Below are 17,428 nucleotides of genomic sequence, written 5' to 3'. Positions count from 1 at the left end.
AAATTTACTTAAAATTGTTGACCTATGATAAAATGTGTTTGCCATCCACTTGGTTTTATCGCTCCTGGAACAGCATCGAATCCATAACCGAAATCAATTCCTAATAATCCAAATGCTGGCATAAATACTCTTAGCCCGGCACCAGCTGATCTAGCCAAATTAAACGGTTGATAATCGGATAAAGAGGCGTATGATTGACCTGCTTCTGCAAATGTTAATGCATAAATAGAGGCAGATTGTTTTAATGTAATAGGATAACGCAATTCCATAGAGAATTTATTGTAAATAGTAGCTCCATATGCATCTCCATTTGAATTTGCTGGTGTCAATGCACCGTTTTCATATCCTCTCAACTGTATGTTTTGTCTTCCGTCAATTGAGCTACCAGCCATACCGTCTCCTCCTAAATAATATCTTTCGAAAGGAATAACCCCTCGGTCTTGATTATAAGCTCCCAAAAATCCAAATTGCATTAAAGTACGCAATACTAATTTTTTGTATAAAGTTGTGTACCAGTCTCCTGTAAATTGAACTTTATAGTATTCTAGCCATTTGTATTTTTCCTGATCTACTTTAGCTGGATCGGCTACTGCGTCTTGATAGTTATCAACTTTATTTGGAACAGAACCAGTGGATGATGGCAGTTTGTCTAAGTAATCTCCTGCATTTACAACTCTATCATTATTATCTACATAAGAAGTTCCAGAGTAAATATATTTATATTTTTCTTGTTGTCCTAATGTCGCATAATTTATGCCGTTAAATAAGGAATAGGGTAGTGTAAACTCACCTGTTAGCCCAAAGGTAGCACCATAGGTTGGAAAGATCGGGTTGGCACCTCTACTATCTCTGGTTAAACCAATAGAATAGGACAGGTTTCTCGATTGACCATTTGCAAAGGTAAACAGTCCATAATAATAGTTGTGCAAATCGTAGCGTTGGAACCTAATAGACTGTGAAAGTGTAAAGAAATCATCAGGTACTGTAAGCCTTTTCGCCATTCCAACAGACAATGATAAAATATTGATGTATTTTGATTTATCTACATTTTGCAATTGATAGTTGGTACTGTATTGCTGGCTAAAAGCAAATGAGCTGCTAAAGCTAACAGGTTTTTTTCCTCCAAACCATGGCTCTGAAAAAGATAAACTATAGGTTTTGTAGTAAGAACTTGCTTGTAAACGTAAGGCTACTTTTTCTCCATCTCCCATAGGAACTGGTTTATAAGCATCTTTATGGAATAAATTTCTAGCCGAAAAGTTGTTGAATGAAAGTCCTAAAGTTCCCACGAAACCTCCACCACCGTATCCTCCTTGAAGTTCAATTTGACTGGCTCCTTTTTCTACTACGTTGTATTCGATATCAACTGTTCCTGCTCCAGCATCGACATTTTTGAATTTTGGTTCAATTTTTTCAGGATCAAAAAATCCTAATTGCCCAATTTCTCTTATGGTTCTAACTAATAGTGCTTTGTTGTATTTTTCTCCCGGATGTGTTCTTAATTCTCTATAAATAACTTCGTCGTTGGTTTTATCATTTCCAACAACGGTAATTTTATTGAAGTAGGCTATTGGTCCTTCTGTAATACGGATTTCAAAATCAATAACGTTATCAGTTGTTTTTGTTTCTACAGCATTGATGTTCGAAAATAAGTATCCGTTATTCTGGTATAAATTGGTAATGTCTTCTCCGTCTGGCTTTGATTTATCTGCAATCCTTTCTTGTAACAAAACACCGTTATAAACATCTCCTTTACGGATGCCAAGATAGCTTTTAAGTTGATCGTCAGAATAAACAGTGTTTCCAATGAATTTAATATCACCAAAATAATATTTAATTCCTTCTTCAACTTTTATTTTGATATAAACTGATTTCTTTTCTTTGTTATAGGTAACGGAATCGTTCACAACACGGGCGTCACGATAACCTATTTTTTTGTATGCTTCAACTATTTTTCCTAAGTCTTCTTGGTATTTATCTTCTATAAACTTTGATCTCTTTAAAACATGAGTAATGTTTTTCTCTTTTGTGTTTTTCATGGCAGCATGGAGTTTGTCACTTGAAACTTCTTTGTTGCCTTCGAAATCAATTTTATAGACTTTTACTTTTTCGCCTATGTCAACTTTTACAAGCATGTTAACATGATTGGCGTTTGCCGTGTCTTTTGTTGTGGTTATGTAAGTTTTTGCATTGAAAAAACCGTCTTTTTTATATTTTTTCTCAATATAATTTTTTGTGGTGGTGATTAAATTTTCGGTTACGATTTTGCCATTGGTCAAACCATTGTCTTTAATAAAAGATTCAGTTTTGCTTTTGGATACCCCTACAAACTTCACTTCGTTGATTTTTGGCAATTCTTTAATGTTCAAGTCCAAATAAATGCTATCGTTTTCTATTTTATTTACATAAAATGAAATTTCATCAAAAAGTCCCAGTTTTCCCAGTTTTTTTATAGAAGCACTAATTTGTTCCCCTGGCACTGTGATTTCTTGCCCTTTTTCCAAACCGGCAAAGGTAACTACCGTTTGAGGGTTGAAACTGATATCTCCAACTACTTTTACGTCCGCTAATATGTATTTTTTACCTTGGTCAAACGGTACTCTGTCTTGCGCCTTAATTTGAGTGAATACTCCTAAAATTAAAAAGGTAAGGACTAGTTTTATGCTTTTATGTAACACTAAAATATTATTTAATTTGTTCACTTGTTTTTCCAAATCGACGCTCTCTTTTTTGATAAGCAATGATTGCCTGATGTAAATCTTTTTCTTTAAAGTCTGGCCATAAGACATCGGTAAAGTATAATTCTGAATAAGCTATTTGCCAAAGTAGAAAATTACTTATTCTATACTCACCACTTGTTCTTATCAATAAATCAACATCTGGCAGATTATGCGTGTAAAGATGCTCATTTATAATTGAATCGTCAATATTGTCTATTGAAATTATATTATTTTTAACTTTATCGCTGATTATTCGTACTGCATTAACTAATTCTTCCCTAGATCCGTAGCTCAAGGCAAGTGTTATTGTTAATTTTGTATTGTCTTTTGTTTTTTCAATTACCTCAAATAATTGCTTTTGTGCATTTTCTGGGAGTTTGTCCAAATTGCCGATCGCATTCATCTTAACGTTGTCTTCCAGCATGGTTTTGAGTTCTTTTTTTAAAGTATTAATCAAAACCTTCATTAAGGTATCTACTTCAAGCTTAGGCCTGTTCCAGTTTTCAGTGGAAAACGCATATAGGGTCAGGTATTCGATTCCTATGTCCGAACTTTCTTTAATGATTTTTTTTAATGATTTTGAACCAGTTTTATGTCCAAGTGTTCTGATAAAACCTTGTTGTTTCGCCCAACGACCATTACCATCCATAATGATGGCTACATGTTTTGGGATATTGTCTTTATTTATTTGTTCTTTTAACATCTTAAATTTATTCTGCGCAGTAACACGGTTTTTCTCCGAAAGTATAGGTTAATGTTAATCCTGAGAAAACATACCAATCATTATTGTTTAAATTTCCAAATTTGGGTAAACTACCATCACTCGGATGACTTCCATCAAGATTATCTGTAAAAGTGTATCGAGCACCAACTTCTAAAGCTAAAACAAAACTTCTTGAAATATTTGATTTGATACCAACCGTCATTGGTATGGCAACATTGCTTTTTATGCCATTTTTATGTGTAACTCCCGAAATGATATATAGATCATCGTAAAAGAAATAACTTAAACCGGAATATACATAAGGAGTTAATTTTGTTTTTGATTCATGTAAGTTAAAATCAAAAAAATTAAATTCTAACCCCGCAGAGAACTCTTTAATGTTGTTTTTGAACTTATAACCTCTATTGTACCTTCCTGTTTCATCTGAATCACGGTCATCGCCGGACATTTGCGATTGTGTGTAGGAAAATCGGTATGCGTGTCTCGGACTTTTATTCCATTTGTATAAAATACCAAATGCAGGCTCATTCGGAGCTATGTAAGTTGTTGAACCTACGTCTCCTATGTGATTACTGCCTCCAAGAAAAACTCCTATTTCATTAATTTGGGAATGAATAGAAGTAAAGGTAAAAAAGCACAAAAATGAAATGAAAATTTTATTCATAAATTATAAAATTGCCTGCAAATATAATAATTATCAATAGGATTCAATACGTATCTTAGGAATACTGTCTTTTTTTAGACGAGATCCCTTTTTTTATATATAAAGGTTATGATATTAACGATTAAACGGAATAATTCGTATAGTAGTTTAATTCCTTCTATCCTCTCCCCAAAGCAATTTTGTTCTCAGGGTTTTTAAGAAAGTTTCTCCGGGAATCTCCACCATGTTTATTTCGAAATTCGTTTTTTTTATGGTCAAAATAGTGTCATTTGTGGCACTTGTAATTCTGGAATCGAGCGATACAAGGTATTGTTCTTCTCTTCCGGAAACTTTTATACGTATTTCAGTTGTATCTGGAATTACAAGAGGTCTTGCATTCAAATTGTGCGGAGCGATTGGGGTAATTACCAAACTTTTTACATCGGGAGTTAAAATTGGCCCGCCACAGCTCAATGAATAACCAGTTGTTCCTGTTGGAGTTGCAATAATTAAACCGTCTGCCCAATAAGAATTCAAAAATTCATCGTCCAAATACGTTTCTATAGTTATCATGGAAGTAGTGTCCTTTCTGCCCACGCTTATTTCATTCAAGGCAAAGTTAAGCCCTTCAATAGTTTTGTTTTCGGGATCAGAGGTAAGGCTTAATAATGCTCTTTTCGAGATTTTATATTTTTTGTCAATAACAATTTGCATAAAGGCAGCTATGTTTTCTTTTTGTACAGTTGCCAAAAATCCCAATCTCCCGGCGTTTATTCCCAAAATTGGAACTCCAGAATCGCGGACTAAAGTAACCGCTCTTAGCATAGTTCCGTCTCCACCAATACTAATCAACATGTCAAAACTAGAATCCAGCTCGTCATGGGAAGCAAAAGTGTTGTATTTGTTTTCTATGATTTTTTTTTCATACAACATGTTCAAGAAATTATCTTCTATAACCATTTCCACATTATTATTCTTGAAAAACAGAAAAATGTCTTTTATGATAGGTTCTGTACTCACTAAATAATATTGGCCAAAAATAGCTACTTTCATTTCTTTTGTTTTTGATTTGTGTTATTGGTGTCTTTGGATTTTAAATGTTGTAATCCAGAAAATTACATGTTCAGGTATTTGTCTAAATAATCCGAACGATCTTTTAGGGTTTTGATGTAATTGTCCTCGTTATGTTCCGAAATGATATCGTAGTTGTATCTTCTGAAAGTTTGAATAATTTCGTTTAATGAACCTACGCTAATTTTGATAGTTACTTCTGTGGTGTCAACATCCGAATTTGAGATAAAAAGGCCTAAAAGCTTACCATTATTGCTTTCGACAATTTGTGTAATTTGACTCATTGAATAATCAATAGTGTTTTTTCTCACTATAATAATGACTCCCGGCTCTTTTAAGAAAGGGGTTTCATGAAAAAACTTGATGATGTCCTCGATTTCATAATACCCAACATATTTATTGTTTTCGTCTAAGATAGGAACCAAGTTTGTGTGGTTTTTGGCAAAAACTTCTAAGACATCTAGCCAAATCATGTCGGTTCTGGCAAAAAAATGTTCCAGGACGTATTTGTAATCGTTGATTTTTTTGTCACTGTCGAAAGTTTCAATGTCTTCGGCAGCAATACTTCCGATGAAAATTTCATCTTCAATAATAGGGAAGTGGGAAAAGGATAAATCACCAAAAAAATCTTGAACGGATCCAATAGTTTCTTGAGCATCAATTGCTTTGTAGTCGTTTGTGATGTAATCTTTTAAATTTGTCATAAATCTATCCTCTATAATCGATGCAAAATAATCAAAAATATACAAAATATGCTACCTTTTACTTTGTATTTTTGCATTGTCAAAAATAATAATACACGATAAATAACTGTTTCTATGACAAAACTTAGTGTTAATATAAATAAAATAGCCACTTTGCGCAATGCTCGTGGCGGAAATGTGCCTGATTTACTGAAAGTAGCCACAGATATTCAGAAGTTTGGTGCTCAGGGAATCACAATTCATCCACGTCCAGATGAACGTCATATTCGTTATCAAGATGCTCGTGATTTAAAATCTATTGTTTATACCGAATATAACATTGAGGGAAATCCACAGCATAATTTTATTGATTTAGTGTTGGAATGTAAACCAGATCAAGTAACTCTTGTTCCAGATGCGATTGGAGCCATTACTTCTTCTGCAGGTTGGGACACAGTAAAAAATCAGGAATACTTAACTGAGATGATTCAAGAATTTCAACGTAACGGTATTAGAACTTCTATTTTTGTTGATCCTCAATTAGATATGATCGAAGGAGCGAAAAAAACCGGAACAGATAGAATCGAGTTATACACAGAATCCTTTGCCCATCAATACGGTTTAGGAAACGAAAAAGGGATTATTCCTTATGTTGAATCGGCAGTTTTGGCTAATGAATTAGGTTTAGGAATCAATGCAGGACACGATTTAAGTTTGGATAATATTCAGTTTTTTAAACAAAATATTCCTGGGTTATTAGAGGTTTCTATCGGTCATGCTTTGATTGCCGAGGCTTTGTATCTTGGTTTGGACAATGTGGTCAATATGTATCTGCAAAAATTAAAATAGTTAATAAACAAGATAGATGATTTTTAATGTAGGTTTTAATCTGCAATCTAAAATCTAAAATCTGCAATCTAAAATCGTAATGCTTTACTCAAAAATAGAAGGTTCAGGGAAACCTTTAGTTATTATTCATGGTTTTCTCGGAATGTCTGACAATTGGAAAACATTGGGAAGCCAATTTGCTGCTGACGGTTTTCAAGTGCATATGTTGGATTTGCGCAATCATGGACGAAGTTTTCATTCAGAAGAATTCAGTTATGAAGATATGGTTCAGGATGTTTTTGATTATTGTCAAGAAAACGGATTAGAATCCATTGATGTTATTGGTCATTCTATGGGCGGTAAAACGGCAATGCTTTTGGCGACATCCTATCCGGATTTGGTCAATAGATTGGTGGTGGCCGATATTGGACCTAAATTTTATGCACCTCACCATCAGGATATATTAGCTGGACTTAATGCAGTTGATTTTTCGGTTAAGCCAAGTAGAAATGAGGTTGAGGAGATTATGAAGAATTATATTCCCGACTTTGGAACACGCCAGTTTTTGATGAAAAGTTTATATTGGCAAGAGCCAGGGCAATTGGCTTTTCGATTTAATTTGGACGTTTTCAATAGAAAGATTGAAGAAATCGGTAAGGCATTAGGTTCTGGACTCACTTTTGATAAACCGACACTTTTTATTCGAGGTGGAAATTCCAATTATATTCTTGATAATGATTTTGATGGAATCAAAGAACATTTTCCATCTTCTGAGGTGGTTACAATTCCAAATGTGGGACATTGGCTTCATGCTGAAGATCCAGCAATGTTTTATGAATTAGTGAGTACTTTTTTAAAATAATTTAACAAAGTATTTAAAATTTATTATATTTATTGAAATTTAAAAAAACGGGGCTATGAATTTAATCATTAGAATTATTGTTACGGCAGGATTAGTTTTTGGGATTGCTCATTTTTTACCAGGTGTACATGTGGCTGGGCCATTTACGGCAATGGTAGTAGCTGTTGTTTTAGCTCTACTTAACGTCTTTATCAAGCCCATTATGGTATTGCTGACTTTGCCTTTTACAATAGTGACTTTAGGATTATTTTTATTGGTGGTAAATGGTTTGATGATACTGCTATGTACCAAAATTGTGGGTGGTTTTACTGTTGATTCGTTATGGGTTGCCATATTTTTCAGTATTATACTCTCCTTGTCACAGTCTATCGTTTATTCTATCGTTGGTAGCGATAAATAGTCTATTAATCAATTAAAACTAAAATAATGAAATCGATAATTATTGCATTAACCGTATTCTTTTTTACTATTGGAACTGCAGTGTCAGCTCAAACAACTGCCTTAGCTCCTAAAAAAGAAGTTCAAAAAACAATGTATGTTTGCCCAATGCATCCCAAAGAAATAAGTGATAAAAAAGGGAAATGTAGCAAGTGTGGAATGGATTTAGTAGCTAGTAAAGAAACAGTTCATAAACATGATGCTACTGCAAAAGCTGCTCCGGCTGCAACTGTCCAAAAAAGCAAATATGTTTGCACAATGGATGGTTCAAGTTCTGATAAACCAGGGAAATGCCCAAAATGTGGTATGGCAATGACTGAAAGGAAAACAGAGAAAAAATAAATAAAACTGAAATTATAGATTTCTAACAGCCTTTTGATAAGGCTGTTTTTTGTTTAAAATAGGGAAGACTTGAATATGTCAGTAATAGTTGATTATTTGTAGATTTGAAAAAAATAATGATATGATGGAACTGTCAGAAATCTGGGTGTATCCAGTAAAATCGTTAGGAGGTATTTCGTTGAAAGAAGCCTTTGTAACCGATCGTGGTTTGGAATTGGATAGAAGATGGTTGTTGGTGGATGATAATGGTCGGTTTTTATCCCAAAGGGAATATCCCGAATTAGCTCTTTTTCGTCCTGAAATTGCTGGTGATTTCTTGAGAATTACTCATCGGGAATTGTCGGATTCAATTGAAATTCCGCTTCGACCTATTTTTTTGGATACAACATTCAAAATTGAAGTTACGGTTTGGGATGATACGATTGATGCTTTTGAAGTAAGCCAAAAGGCGACAGAGTGGTTTACTAAACGATTAGGATTCTCAGTGCGGTTAGTGTATATGCCTGATGAGAGTGAGAGAAAGGTTGATCCTGATTATGCAATCACAGGCGATGAAAATACTTCTTTTTCGGATGCTTATCCTTTTTTGATTATAGGCCAGTCTTCATTGGATGATTTGAACGGGAGGCTGGAAGTTAAGGTTCCGATGAATCGATTCCGACCTAATTTTGTTTTTACCAATGGAGAAGCTTTTGAAGAGGATACTTGGCGTGAATTTAGAATCGGGAATGTGCCTTTTGTTGGGGTGAAACCTTGTTCCCGATGTGTGATGACAACTGTAGATCAGGAAAAGGGTGTTGTTTCTGGTAAAGACCCTTTGAAAACATTGTCACAGTATAGAAATTTTGGGAATAATGTGTTGTTTGGCGAAAATCTTATTGGATTGGGGCTAGGGACAGTTATGGTTGGTGATATTGTCCGGGTTTTGAGTTTTAAGAAATAAAAAAAAACTGCCAGTTTTTCAAATGTGGCAGGTTTAATATGTGTTCTTTAAGGAATTATTTCTCCAGAATCTTTTTCAAATTGGCTAAATTTTTGTTTTCAGCTTCGCTAATGTATTTCTCTCCCATGAAGTTCATTAAATTCATTGGATAAGACGAATGCCCGTAAAATTCAGCGGTAATTTTTGTTTGATTTTCAGATACTGATTCTAACATTGTACTTGCTTTGGCTTCACCTTCCATTGGTCTTACAAAATGCAAATCGACATCGATTCTTTCTTCAGAAATGGCTGTTATTTGTTGAGATCCAGCTCCTACATTGTCATCTTTACTGTCCCAAGAAGCTTTGAAACCGGTAGTTCCGTCAACACCTTCGTATTTCATGTTTACATTCGGATCCTGCATTACCCAAACACTATAGTATTCCTGGTTTTTAACCAATTTCACATAATCAAAAACCTCTTTTTTCGGTTTGTCAATGGTTGTTGAAACCGAAACCGTATAATCGTTTGGAATGAAAAGTGCAACGAGTAACAACAGCACAATAATTCCAACTATCCCTAAGCCTAAAAATTTAAGTATTTTCATATGTTGATATTTATTGTTTTTATCGGTCTCCCGATAGCTATCGGGAGTAATTCGCATATCATCATTGGTATTTTTGACCAATTTGCAGTCATGCTCATTTCATAAAGCTTCAGATTATTTATTTGGAGTCTCATCAAAGTTTACCATCCAGTGAATCCCGAATTTGTCCACAAACATCCCAAAATAAGCTCCCCAAAAAGTTTGGCTCATTGGCATAAAAGGGCTTCCTCCGGCAGATAATCCGTTAAAGAGCTTGTCGGCTTCGTCTCTGCTTTCAGTGTTGATTGAAATAGAAATATTGGAACCAAACGCAACCGGACCACTAGCAGAATTACTATCGCTTCCCATCAAAATAGAATCTTTTCCTATTGGTAGGGAAATATGCATGATTCTGTTTTTATCTTCTTCAGATATTGATCCACCACCAGCTGCATCTGCGGGCATGTCACTAAACTTTCCTACATAAGGGAATTCTCCCCCAAAAACCGACTGATAAAACAAAAAAGCTTCTTCACAGTTGCCATTAAAAAGTAAATACGGATTGATTGCTGCCATAACATTTAAAAATTTAGATTAGTTTTTCTTTAAGTTTTTAAGGCTCTAAGTTTGAGATTCTAAGTGTCTTTGTAGTTTGGAATCTTAGGAACTCATTAGAGGCTTTCAGTATATTTTTTGAAATTATCCAAAATAGCCTGCCAACCGCCTCGTTGCATTTCCTCTGGATTTAGGGTTTCTGGATCAAAACTTTCGATAATTTCAACGCCATTTGAAGTTTCTTTGAAACTTACTTCGACTTTTCTTCCGTCGGCCATTAGATATTGAATGTCTTTATTTTGGCTCACTAAAGTATATTCACCTTCAAAATCAAAACTCATGGATCCGTCTTTGGCAGCCATAGTTGATTTGAATTTCCCTCCGGTACGCAAATCGTTTTCGGCATAAGGTGTGTGCCAATCATCTGAGGCATTGTTCCATTTGGTTATGTGTTCCGGGCTTGTCCAGCATTCCCAAACTTTGTCTATTGGGGCGTTGATGTTCGATTGAACTGTTATCATAATTATTTAAGTTTTTTTGTTTGTCTAAAATTTGCGTTTCTGCTTTTTTATTAAAATTACAAATAATCTTATATGTTATTCATTTTTAGGCATAAAAAAACCTGCTTCAATGAATGAGCAGGTTTTTATGTGTTTTATTTTCAATGTCTAAGAAGCAATTTCTAAGCGTTTCAATAAATTTTTGTTCAATGTAACCTTAGCATATTCCATGTTAATTTCTAATTTTTTATCATCGGAACTTGGCAATTCATACATGGCATCGGTAAGGATGGCTTCGCATAACGAACGTAATCCGCGGGCGCCCAATTTGTATTCCAATGCTTTTTCAACAATAAAATCAAGTGCTTCATCAGTAATGGTGAACTCTACTTCGTCCATCAAAAACAGTTTTTGATATTGTTTGATCAAAGCATTTTTTGGTTGGGTTAAAATTGCACGCAACGTTTCCCTGTCCAAAGGATCCATGTGTGTCAAAACGGGCAAACGCCCAATGATTTCAGGAATTAATCCAAAATCCTTGATGTCTTTTGGGATAATGTATTGCAACAAATTGTCCTTGTCGATATTGTCCACATTTTTCGATGTAGAATAACCTACTGCCTGACGATTCAAACGTTTTGAAATAATGCGCTCAACACCATCAAAAGCACCACCGGCAATGAACAAAATATTTTGTGTGTTTACTTCAACAAATTTTTGATCAGGATGTTTACGGCCACCTTTTGGCGGTACATTCACCACTGTTCCTTCCAATAATTTCAATAAAGCCTGTTGCACTCCCTCTCCCGAAACATCACGGGTGATGGAAGGGTTATCGCTTTTACGGGCAATTTTGTCGATTTCATCAATGAAAACAATTCCTCTTTCAGCTTTGGTTACATCATAATCGGCAGCTTGTAAAAGACGAGTCAAAATACTTTCAACATCTTCTCCTACATAACCGGCTTCGGTAAGTACAGTTGCATCAACAATGGCAAGCGGCACGTCCAGCATTTTGGCTATGGTTTTGGCAACCAATGTTTTTCCTGTACCGGTTTGCCCAACCATAATGATGTTACTTTTTTCAATCTCTACCTCGTCGTCCAATTGCTGTTGCATTAAACGTTTGTAGTGATTGTAAACCGCAACCGACATTACTTTTTTGGTTTGTTCCTGTCCAATAACGTATTGGTCCAAAAATGCCCTGATTTCTTTTGGTTTCTTTAAAATCAAATCACCAACCAGTTTCGAACCTCGGTTTGTTTTTAATTCCTCCAGAACAATTCCGTGTGCCTGCTCGATGCATTTATCACAAATGTGTGCATCGATTCCAGCAATCAATAAATTGGTTTCCGGTTTTTTCCTTCCGCAGAAAGAACATTGTAATACTTGTTTTGCCATCTTTTGAGCTTAGAAGTTGGAAGTTAGAAGTTAGAAGTTAGCTGTTTCTTTTCATCTTCTAACTTCTAATTTCTAATTTCTAACTTTATTTATCTTCTTAAAACTTCATCAATCATTCCGTATTCTTTGGCTTCGTCAGCAATCATCCAATAATCGCGTTCGCTGTCTTTGTGTACTCTTTCGAAAGTTTGCCCTGAATGGTGAGAAATAATTTGGTATAACTCATCTTTCAATTTCAACATTTCACGTAGGTTTATTTCCATATCGGTAGCAACACCTTGTGCTCCTCCTGACGGTTGATGAATCATAACGCGTGAATGCGGCAAAGCCGAACGTTTACCTGCTGCTCCTGCACACAAAAGTACTGCTCCCATCGAAGCGGCCATTCCTGTACAAATTGTTGCAACATCAGGTTTAATGTATTGCATCGTGTCATAAATTCCCAAACCGGCATAAACACTTCCTCCGGGTGAATTCAAATAAATCTGAATATCTTTTGAAGCATCGGCACTTTCCAGGAATAATAATTGGGCCTGAACGATGTTTGCGATTTGATCGTCAATTCCTGTTCCAAGGAAAATAATTCTGTCCATCATTAATCTCGAAAATACATCCAATTGTGAAATGTTCAATTGGCGTTCTTCAATGATGTATGGGGTCATACTTTTTGGGTTCATGGCTGCAATCATTTTGTCATAATACATTGCGTTTACTCCCTGACCCTTAATTGCAAATTTTTTGAATTCTTTTCCGTAGTCCATTTTAAAAAAGTTTATAAGTTTATAAGGTATATTTTCTAATGTTTTTTGTCTAAAAGGTAAAGCAAAGGTTGTTCCTTTTTGTTTTTTGTGACAAACTGTCTCGTTTGTCATTTTTTAATAAACAAACAGAACTCTTTTTTAAATCATTTTAGTTTTATTAGACCTAATTTAAACAAAAGAGCGTCAAAACAAAATATCTTTTGACGCTCAAATATACTTATTTTTTATAATTTATTCTCCGTAAGAAGCTGCAATAAATTCTTCGTAAGTTACTTCTTTAGTAGTTGGATTCGCCTTTTCTTTGAATAAATCAAGTAATTTAGCTGCTACAACTTGGTCAGAAAGTCTTTTTACTTCATCTTGATTAGATAATACTCTAGCTACAATTCCCTGAACTTCTTCGTCAGTTGGGTTTGTTTGTCCAAATTGAGCCATTTGCTGTCTGATAGCGTTTGTTGTAAATGCTTTCAAATCTTCAAAAGTGATTTGGATATTGCTAGAAGCCATTGCTTTTCCTTCGATCAATTGGAAACGTAAACCTCTTTCAGATCTTGCGTATTCAACTATAGCCTCTTCTTGAGTCAATTGTTTTTCTCCAACTGTTTGCAACCATTTGATTAAGAATTCAGATGGTAAATCAAATTTTGTATTTTCAATCAAGAAGTTTTGAACGTCAGCCAATAATTTTTGGTCTGCTTGTACAGCAAATTGAGACTCAGCATCTTCTTTGATTTTTAATTTTAATTCATCCAATGAAGCTACTTTTCCTTCTCCGAACAATTTGTCGAACAATTCTTGGTTCAATTCAGCTGGTTCAGAAACATTGATAGCACTGATTGTAAAATCTACATCGACTGCCAAAGTGTGAACGTTATCATGACCCACTTTCAAATAGTCCATCAATTGGTGGTCATCTTCAAATAAACCTTTAGTGTTTACGGTTACAACATCTCCAACTTCTTTACCAATAAACAAATCAGCAGTAGCTTTGTCTTTAAATACGTCTAAAGAGAAAGTCGTTTTGTTGTCAATTCCGTTTTCAGCATTTGTAAAAGTTCCTGTAACATCAGCATCAGCGGTAATTTTTTCAACAGGATTTGCGTTTCCAAATTGTTTTTGGATACGTGCTACTTGACCGTCAATTAATTTGTCATCGGCAGTAACAATATATTTTACGATATCATTTTTAGCTTCAAGGTCTAATTCAAAGTTTGGCACCAAACCAATTTCGAATTCGAAAACTAATTCTTCAGCATTCCAATCCAAGTTTTCGTTTTCTTTAGCAAGGGGAGTACCCAAAAGGTTCAATCTTTCAGATTGCACAAAACGCTCCAATGCCAAATCAACAACTTTCTTAACTTCTTCCTTCTTAATTTCTTTTCCGTATTGTTTTTCAACTAGGTCTTTAGGTACTTGCCCTTTTCTGAAACCTTTCACTTGAGCCAAAGGCATTTTTTCGTTCAGTCTTTTTGCAACTTGTCCTTTGTAATCCATGTGAACAACTGTCATCACAATTGTTTCATTTACAGCGTCTATTGCTACTCTTTTGATATCCATCTTCTTCTTTAATTTACATTATAAAATTGGGTTGCAAAATTATGAAATTTTTGCAACCCAAACAAGTATTTTAAGATTTTGAATTTTAGACAATTATTTGTTGAAAATATGAGCTTGAACCTATCGTTTGTTGATCAAATAAATAATTATCCCTAGCTGTTTTAAATTCAAAACAGATTAGTTTTATTTTGCATTTGGCAATGAAAAATAAAAAGTAGTTCCGATCTCAACTTCACTTTCAACCCAAATTTTACCGCCATGCTTTTCAACGAATTCCTGGCAGAGTTTCAATCCAAAACCGGTTCCTTTTTCTTCATTGGTTCCTATTGAACTGAATAATTGTGATTTGTCAAAGATTTTACTAATGTCTTTCGCAGAAATACCTACGCCATTATCGGTAATGGATATGATAGTTTTTTCATTATCTTTTTGAGTTTTTAAAATAATTTTTCCATGGTCATGGGTGAACTTTATGGCATTTGATATCAAATTTCTTATGATTGTATCCAACATGTTTTTATCGGCGTAAACTTCTAATGAGGGTTCGCTAACCAGTTCGACTTCTATATTTTTGGATTTGGCTGTGAATTGAAGTAATTCGATAATTGTCTGGCAGTTTTCCGTAAAATTCAAATTTTGTGGATTGAAGTTCATTTTACCTGACTTAGCTGTAGCCCATAATAATACATCATCTAGTAGCTTGGAAGTGTTTCTTGCCGAGTGATTGACTAAAGAAATAATTTCTTTGATTTCCCCCTCCTTCATATCGTTCATGTTCATATTCAAAATATCTAATAGTCCGATGATTGAGTTTACAGGGCCTCTTAAATCGTGTCCAAGAATAGATATAAAACGGTCTTTGTCAAGATTCAGTTTTTGTAGCTCCAATTCTACCTGCTTACGTTCTGTAACATCTTGCATATTGATATACAGGAAAGGTTTATCATCAATATAAAGACGAGTAACTGTCAGCAATAGGTGTAAATCCATTCCGGATTTGTGACGCCCTGAGATTTCCATATTTTGGATATGCCCATAATTTTTTAAGGAGTTAAGTATTTTTTCACGAAAAGCTAGGTTTCTGTAAAAATTCAGTTCTAAAGAGGTCTTTCCTAAAATTTCGTCTTGACTGTATCCAAATATTTTTGCGGTCGAAGCATTGGCTTCCAAATATCTTCCAGTTTGTTCATCTTGTATCAAAATAGCATTGGTGCTGGAATTGAATGCAAGTTCAAATTTTTCCTGTGAAACTCTCAGTTTTTCTTCTGCTTTTTTACGTTCTGTTATGTCGCGGGCAATTCCAAATAAACCAACGATTTTACCATCAGGATCTTTAATTGGTCCTTTGGTAGTCAAAAAGGTGCCATTTCCAGATGATGAGGTTAATTGCTCTTCAAAAGTCTGGGTTTTACCAGATTTCATAATCTCAAAGTCCTTTTCCAATGTTTTATTCGCTTGATGCGGAAGAAAAATGGTACTGTTGTTTTTTCCCAAAAGTTCTTGACGAGTTTTATTTGCCCTTCTTGCCAATGCGGAATTAACAAACAAATAGCATCCATTCAGATCCTTTGCAAAAATACTGTCGGGTAATCCATCGGTTATGCTTTCCAGCAAGAATTGATTTTGAAACAGATCATCTTGTGCTTTTTTTAAATCTGTTATATCAAGTTCAATTCCGTCCCAACTTACTGAGCCATCTTCCATAATAGTTGGTGTTGACACAAATCGGGACACACGGATAGATCCATCAGGATTGATCATGCGGACTTCAACTCGGTAAGTCGATAAATTTCTTTTAGATTCAGCCTCAGCATCCAATAAAGTTTGAATGTCTTCCTTAACGACACGGCCAAATATAAGAAAAGGATCAGCAATTCCTTCTTCGGGTGAGTAACCATATATTTTTTGAAATGAACCACTTAAATAGGTAAACTTTCTGGAACCTTTATCGTCAGTAATAAGACGGAAAATCATTCCTTCAGGCAAGTTGGTACTTATCGAGGTTATTAGTGATTCTTTTTCCGAAATCTGATTGCTTTTGCTGAAATTTTCATTAAGAGTAGCAGTCAGGCGTTCTGTTAATTGGGAAACAGAATCAATTATAGTGTTAATTTCAACGCTGTGAAACAATTTTGTTTCTGGCATCTTTTCACCAAGATTAATTGAGGTTACCCAGTTTTTTAAAGCTGAAAGAGGGTTGATAACCACTATCTTAAGTACCAAAAAGAGTATAACGGCAACAATCAAAAAAAAGGCCAATAATTCAAGGAAGAAAATGAATTTCAGTTTTCCTACATATTGTTTCAAAGGTTCTTCGTTAATGTAAAGAACAACTTTTCCTATCGTTTTTCCTTGATACAAGATCGGTCTGATAATGGAATCCTGATGTAAAGGAAGGAATTGATTATTACTTATTGGACGAATACTATTTTTAGTACGCAATACTCCTGCATAAAGCTTATTGTTTTGATCTAAAATCTGGATGGAAAGAATATTTTCATCTAAAGCTTCAATATTAATATCTTCTTTAATTAGATTAATGTCTTTGTTCAGAATCGGTTTCTCGGAAAAGATAGCTAGGCGTTTGATTGCACGAGCATAATTTTCGTTTAACTTTTCCGTCTCGTGTTGGGTTCTTATATGAATCGCATAAAAAAAGTGCGCTGTAAAAACAATACATAACGAAATTAAAATATACGCTAAAATCTGGTTAGAAATTGATTTCATTTAATGGTCTTTAATTATTAACTGATTACGATTTGTTTTAAACGTTTGTATAAACAAAATAAATTGTAAGAATTACATTCTTTTCATTTTTAGGCTGATAATAAATCA

At 34.5% G+C, this 17,428-nt stretch carries 17 protein-coding genes; 5 read left to right on the top strand and 12 right to left on the bottom strand.

Annotated elements, in window-relative coordinates; genetic code table 11:
- Positions 1 to 8: 8 nt before the first annotated feature.
- From OZP12_RS19920 to OZP12_RS19900, 5 genes are all read right to left on the bottom strand, one after another.
- Complete coding sequence (locus tag OZP12_RS19920; RefSeq protein WP_432419533.1) at positions 9 to 2,753, bottom strand: BamA/OMP85 family outer membrane protein; 2,745 nt, start codon at positions 2,751 to 2,753, stop codon at positions 9 to 11.
- Positions 2,686 to 3,423: an undecaprenyl pyrophosphate synthase gene (uppS, locus tag OZP12_RS19915; protein ID WP_281226837.1), complete on the bottom strand. Its 738-nt coding sequence runs from the start codon at positions 3,421 to 3,423 to the stop codon at positions 2,686 to 2,688. Before uppS ends, OZP12_RS19920 begins: the two co-directional genes overlap by 68 nt.
- Before the next feature lie 7 nt (positions 3,424 to 3,430).
- Positions 3,431 to 4,108 carry a type IX secretion system protein PorG gene (porG, locus tag OZP12_RS19910; protein WP_281226836.1) on the bottom strand — a complete coding sequence of 226 codons (678 nt, stop codon included), beginning with the start codon at positions 4,106 to 4,108 and terminating at the stop codon, positions 3,431 to 3,433.
- Positions 4,109 to 4,255: 147 nt separating this feature from the next.
- A complete protein-coding gene (locus tag OZP12_RS19905; RefSeq protein WP_281226835.1) occupies positions 4,256 to 5,140 on the bottom strand; it encodes an NAD kinase in 885 nt (294 codons plus the stop codon).
- A 62-nt stretch (positions 5,141 to 5,202) separates the two neighbouring features.
- Positions 5,203 to 5,862 carry a CBS domain-containing protein gene (locus tag OZP12_RS19900; RefSeq protein ID WP_281226833.1) on the bottom strand — a complete coding sequence of 220 codons (660 nt, stop codon included), beginning with the start codon at positions 5,860 to 5,862 and terminating at the stop codon, positions 5,203 to 5,205.
- Between the two features lie 114 nt (positions 5,863 to 5,976).
- Between OZP12_RS19900 and OZP12_RS19895 the strand changes: the two genes are divergently transcribed.
- The 5 genes from OZP12_RS19895 (at position 5,977) to OZP12_RS19875 (ending at position 9,254) form a co-directional block, all read left to right on the top strand.
- A complete protein-coding gene (locus OZP12_RS19895) occupies positions 5,977 to 6,690 on the top strand; it encodes a pyridoxine 5'-phosphate synthase (RefSeq protein ID WP_281226832.1) in 714 nt (237 codons plus the stop codon).
- Between the two features lie 79 nt (positions 6,691 to 6,769).
- Positions 6,770 to 7,531, top strand: a complete 762-nt coding sequence (locus OZP12_RS19890) for an alpha/beta fold hydrolase (protein WP_281226830.1) — start codon at positions 6,770 to 6,772, stop codon at positions 7,529 to 7,531.
- 55 nt (positions 7,532 to 7,586) lie between these two features.
- On the top strand, positions 7,587 to 7,931 hold the full coding sequence (locus OZP12_RS19885) for a phage holin family protein (RefSeq protein WP_281226829.1): 345 nt from the start codon (positions 7,587 to 7,589) through the stop codon (positions 7,929 to 7,931).
- A 26-nt stretch (positions 7,932 to 7,957) separates the two neighbouring features.
- Positions 7,958 to 8,311, top strand: coding sequence for a heavy metal-binding domain-containing protein (locus OZP12_RS19880; RefSeq protein ID WP_281226828.1), 354 nt, complete (start codon positions 7,958 to 7,960; stop codon positions 8,309 to 8,311).
- Between the two features lie 121 nt (positions 8,312 to 8,432).
- Positions 8,433 to 9,254: an MOSC domain-containing protein gene (locus OZP12_RS19875; protein ID WP_281226827.1), complete on the top strand. Its 822-nt coding sequence runs from the start codon at positions 8,433 to 8,435 to the stop codon at positions 9,252 to 9,254.
- A 55-nt stretch (positions 9,255 to 9,309) separates the two neighbouring features.
- Here OZP12_RS19875 and OZP12_RS19870 read toward each other — a convergent pair whose 3' ends face one another.
- The 7 genes from OZP12_RS19870 to OZP12_RS19840 form a co-directional block, all read right to left on the bottom strand.
- On the bottom strand, positions 9,310 to 9,840 hold the full coding sequence (locus OZP12_RS19870) for an SRPBCC family protein (RefSeq protein WP_281226826.1): 531 nt from the start codon (positions 9,838 to 9,840) through the stop codon (positions 9,310 to 9,312).
- A gap of 114 nt (positions 9,841 to 9,954) precedes the next feature.
- Complete coding sequence (locus tag OZP12_RS19865; RefSeq protein ID WP_281226825.1) at positions 9,955 to 10,395, bottom strand: VOC family protein; 441 nt, start codon at positions 10,393 to 10,395, stop codon at positions 9,955 to 9,957.
- Positions 10,396 to 10,490: 95 nt separating this feature from the next.
- Positions 10,491 to 10,895 (bottom strand): SRPBCC family protein, encoded by a 405-nt coding sequence (locus tag OZP12_RS19860; RefSeq protein ID WP_281226824.1) that lies wholly within the window; start codon positions 10,893 to 10,895, stop codon positions 10,491 to 10,493.
- 147 nt (positions 10,896 to 11,042) lie between these two features.
- Entirely contained in the window at positions 11,043 to 12,275 is a 1,233-nt protein-coding gene (gene clpX, locus OZP12_RS19855; protein WP_281226823.1) for an ATP-dependent Clp protease ATP-binding subunit ClpX, read from the bottom strand.
- Between the two features lie 89 nt (positions 12,276 to 12,364).
- Positions 12,365 to 13,036: an ATP-dependent Clp endopeptidase proteolytic subunit ClpP gene (gene clpP, locus OZP12_RS19850; RefSeq protein WP_281229098.1), complete on the bottom strand. Its 672-nt coding sequence runs from the start codon at positions 13,034 to 13,036 to the stop codon at positions 12,365 to 12,367.
- A gap of 231 nt (positions 13,037 to 13,267) precedes the next feature.
- Positions 13,268 to 14,593, bottom strand: coding sequence for a trigger factor (locus OZP12_RS19845; RefSeq protein WP_281226822.1), 1,326 nt, complete (start codon positions 14,591 to 14,593; stop codon positions 13,268 to 13,270).
- 183 nt (positions 14,594 to 14,776) lie between these two features.
- A complete protein-coding gene (locus OZP12_RS19840; RefSeq protein ID WP_281226821.1) occupies positions 14,777 to 17,320 on the bottom strand; it encodes a PAS domain-containing sensor histidine kinase in 2,544 nt (847 codons plus the stop codon).
- Positions 17,321 to 17,428: the final 108 nt, after the last annotated feature.

The sequence above is a fragment of the Flavobacterium aquiphilum genome (genome assembly GCF_027111335.1).
Lineage (GTDB): Bacteria > Bacteroidota > Bacteroidia > Flavobacteriales > Flavobacteriaceae > Flavobacterium > Flavobacterium aquiphilum.
The sequence above is the reverse complement of the archived record's forward strand: the minus strand, read 5'-3'. Positions and strand labels throughout refer to the sequence as shown.

What these genes read in the sequence shown, in the direction of transcription:
- OZP12_RS19880 (WP_281226828.1), top strand. Translation starts at nt 7,958, where the DNA reads ATGAAATCGATAATTATTGCATTAACCGTATTCTTTTTTACTATTGGA.
- OZP12_RS19865 (WP_281226825.1), bottom strand. Translation starts at nt 10,395, where the DNA reads ATGGCAGCAATCAATCCGTATTTACTTTTTAATGGCAACTGTGAAGAA.
- OZP12_RS19840 (WP_281226821.1), bottom strand. Translation starts at nt 17,320, where the DNA reads ATGAAATCAATTTCTAACCAGATTTTAGCGTATATTTTAATTTCGTTA.
- OZP12_RS19895 (WP_281226832.1), top strand. Translation starts at nt 5,977, where the DNA reads ATGACAAAACTTAGTGTTAATATAAATAAAATAGCCACTTTGCGCAAT.
- porG (WP_281226836.1), bottom strand. Translation starts at nt 4,108, where the DNA reads ATGAATAAAATTTTCATTTCATTTTTGTGCTTTTTTACCTTTACTTCT.
- OZP12_RS19890 (WP_281226830.1), top strand. Translation starts at nt 6,770, where the DNA reads ATGCTTTACTCAAAAATAGAAGGTTCAGGGAAACCTTTAGTTATTATT.
- clpP (WP_281229098.1), bottom strand. Translation starts at nt 13,036, where the DNA reads ATGGACTACGGAAAAGAATTCAAAAAATTTGCAATTAAGGGTCAGGGA.
- OZP12_RS19875 (WP_281226827.1), top strand. Translation starts at nt 8,433, where the DNA reads ATGATGGAACTGTCAGAAATCTGGGTGTATCCAGTAAAATCGTTAGGA.
- OZP12_RS19870 (WP_281226826.1), bottom strand. Translation starts at nt 9,840, where the DNA reads ATGAAAATACTTAAATTTTTAGGCTTAGGGATAGTTGGAATTATTGTG.
- OZP12_RS19860 (WP_281226824.1), bottom strand. Translation starts at nt 10,895, where the DNA reads ATGATAACAGTTCAATCGAACATCAACGCCCCAATAGACAAAGTTTGG.
- OZP12_RS19905 (WP_281226835.1), bottom strand. Translation starts at nt 5,140, where the DNA reads ATGAAAGTAGCTATTTTTGGCCAATATTATTTAGTGAGTACAGAACCT.
- clpX (WP_281226823.1), bottom strand. Translation starts at nt 12,275, where the DNA reads ATGGCAAAACAAGTATTACAATGTTCTTTCTGCGGAAGGAAAAAACCG.
- OZP12_RS19885 (WP_281226829.1), top strand. Translation starts at nt 7,587, where the DNA reads ATGAATTTAATCATTAGAATTATTGTTACGGCAGGATTAGTTTTTGGG.
- OZP12_RS19845 (WP_281226822.1), bottom strand. Translation starts at nt 14,593, where the DNA reads ATGGATATCAAAAGAGTAGCAATAGACGCTGTAAATGAAACAATTGTG.
- OZP12_RS19900 (WP_281226833.1), bottom strand. Translation starts at nt 5,862, where the DNA reads ATGACAAATTTAAAAGATTACATCACAAACGACTACAAAGCAATTGAT.
- uppS (WP_281226837.1), bottom strand. Translation starts at nt 3,423, where the DNA reads ATGTTAAAAGAACAAATAAATAAAGACAATATCCCAAAACATGTAGCC.